Annotated in this window: 2 protein-coding genes; both read right to left on the reverse strand. The window is 66.0% G+C overall.

The window, feature by feature from the left end:
* On the reverse strand, positions 1 to 1561 hold a 1561-nt coding region (locus A6M56_RS19850; RefSeq protein ID WP_502686945.1), incomplete at its 3' end, for an efflux RND transporter permease subunit.
* 3 nt (positions 1562 to 1564) lie between these two features.
* Positions 1565 to 2288: efflux RND transporter periplasmic adaptor subunit (locus A6M56_RS19855; protein WP_286758360.1), on the reverse strand; the 724-nt coding region annotated here is incomplete at its 5' end.

The following is a 2288-nucleotide window of genomic DNA, read 5'->3' on the forward strand; positions in this document are numbered from 1 at the left end:
CGGCGTGCCCGCTGCCGTGCGACTTCATCAGCTTGGCCGCCAGCCAGGGCGTCACAACAAAGGCGATGGCCAGGGACAGCGCCATGCCCATCGACGAGTTGATCGGAATCGGGCTCATGTACGGCCCCATCAGACCGGACACGAAAGCCATCGGCAGCAGGGCGGCGATCACGGTCAGCGTCGCCAGGATGGTCGGCCCGCCGACTTCGTCCACCGCCCCCGGAATGATCTCGAGCAGGCCCTTGTCCGGATGCAGCCCTTGCCAGCGATGGATGTTCTCGACCACCACGATCGCATCGTCGACAAGAATGCCGATCGAAAAAATCAGCGCGAACAGCGACACACGGTTCAGCGTAAAGCCCCAGGCCCAGGACGCGAACAGCGTCGCGGCCAGGGTCAGCGTCACGGCAACGCCGACGATCACCGCCTCGCGCCGGCCGAGCGCGAAGAAAACCAGGGCAACCACGAAGGCCGTGGCAAAAATCAGCTTGCCAATCAGCTTTTGCGCCTTCTCGGTGGCCGTTTCCCCATAGTTGCGCGTTACCGTGACCTCGACCCCTTCCGGGATCACCGTGTTCTTCAGTGCCTCGATGCGCGCGATGGCGGCGCTCGCCACGTCGGCGGCGTTGACCCCCGGCTGCTTCGACAACTGGATGGTCACCGCCGGATACTCGCCATCCCGGGTGCCAAACCAGGCGTAGCGCTTCGGCTGGTCGGGGCCGTCCTCGACGCTCGCCACATCGGCCAGGTAAACCGGCTTGCGCGACTGGGCGTCGCCCCGCACGGCAACGACCAGACGCTTCACGTCGGCCACCGATTCGAGATAGGTGCCGGTCTGTACCAGCACCTCGCGGTTGCCGGCCGTCAGGCTGCCCGAGCTTTGCAGCGCATTCGAAACCTTCAGCGCGCCGGCGATATCCTGCGGCGTGACGCCATAGGCATTCATCCGTTCGGCGTCCATCAGCACGCGGATGGCGTGATCGGGACCACCCAGCGTCGACACGTCACGGGTACCCTTGATGCGCTTGAGTTCGATCTCGACCGCCCGCGCCACCTGCTGCAGGTCGTAGGCCGAACGGGCCGGATCGGCCGTCCAGAAGGTCAGGCCGAGGATGGGCACATCGTCGATGCCGCGCGGCTTGATCACCGGCTCCATGACACCCAGGTTGGGCGCCAGCCAATCGCGGTGCGCCATCACCGTATCGTGCAGGCGGAGCACCGCATCGTTGTACTTGACGCCGACTTCGAACTGCACGGTGATCACCGCCATGCCGGGGCGCGACATGGAATAGACATGCTCGACACCATGCATGCGCGACAGCACCTGCTCGCCCGGCCGGGCCACGAGATTTTCGACATCCTTGGCCGAAGCGCCCGGAAAGGCGACCAGCACGTCGGCCATCGTCACGTCGATCTGCGGCTCTTCCTCGCGCGGCGTGACCAGCGTGGCAAAGATGCCCATCAGCAGGGCGACCAGCGCCAGCAGCGGCGTCATCCGAGAAGCCTGGAAAGCGGCAGCGATGCGCCCGGAAATACCGAGGGAAGTGTGTTCAGCGCGCATGGCTTACTTGCCCGCTGGCGAATTTTTCAGGGCAATCGCGGCCTTCACCGGCTCGGTCACCACCTGGTCGCCCGGTGCCAGGCCGGCCAGCACCTCGATCTCGCCCTGCCCGACGATATCGCCCAGGCGCAACTGGCGCAGGCTCAGGCGGCCGTCGGCGGCCTGCACGTAAACCGCCGCCACCTCGCCGCGCCGCAGCACGGCCTTGGCCGGCACGGCCAGCTTCTCGGCCTTGCCGGTGATGAAATGGACACGCGAGAACATGCCCGGCACCGCTTCCGGCACGTCCGGCAGGTTGACGCGCACCGGCGTCACATGCGTCGCCGCATCGGCCGTCGGCAACACCTGAACCGAGGTGGCCTCGACCCATTTACCCAACTCCGGAAACTCGACACGGGCCGCCTTCACGTTACGCATCTCTTTCAGACGATACTGCGGAATGTTCGCCGTGACACGCAGGCCGCCCGGCTGGTAAATGGTGAACAGCGGCGCGCCCGGCATGGCCATGTCGCCCAGCTCCGCATGGCGGCGGGCGACGATGCCGGCAATCGGAGCGACGATGGTGGCATGACTCTGCGTGGCGCTCGCCGCGGCGCGATTGGCCGAGGCCGCATCGAAATCGGCCTTCGCCTTGTCGAGTGCCGCGGCGCTCATGAATTTCTGGGCCACCAGGCTCTTCGTCCGCTCGTAATTTACCTTGGCATTGGCGTACTGGGCCTCGGCGGCA

The organism is Ralstonia sp. RL (assembly GCF_001683835.1).
In the GTDB taxonomy this organism is placed as follows: Bacteria; Pseudomonadota; Gammaproteobacteria; order Burkholderiales; family Burkholderiaceae; genus Ralstonia; species Ralstonia mannitolilytica.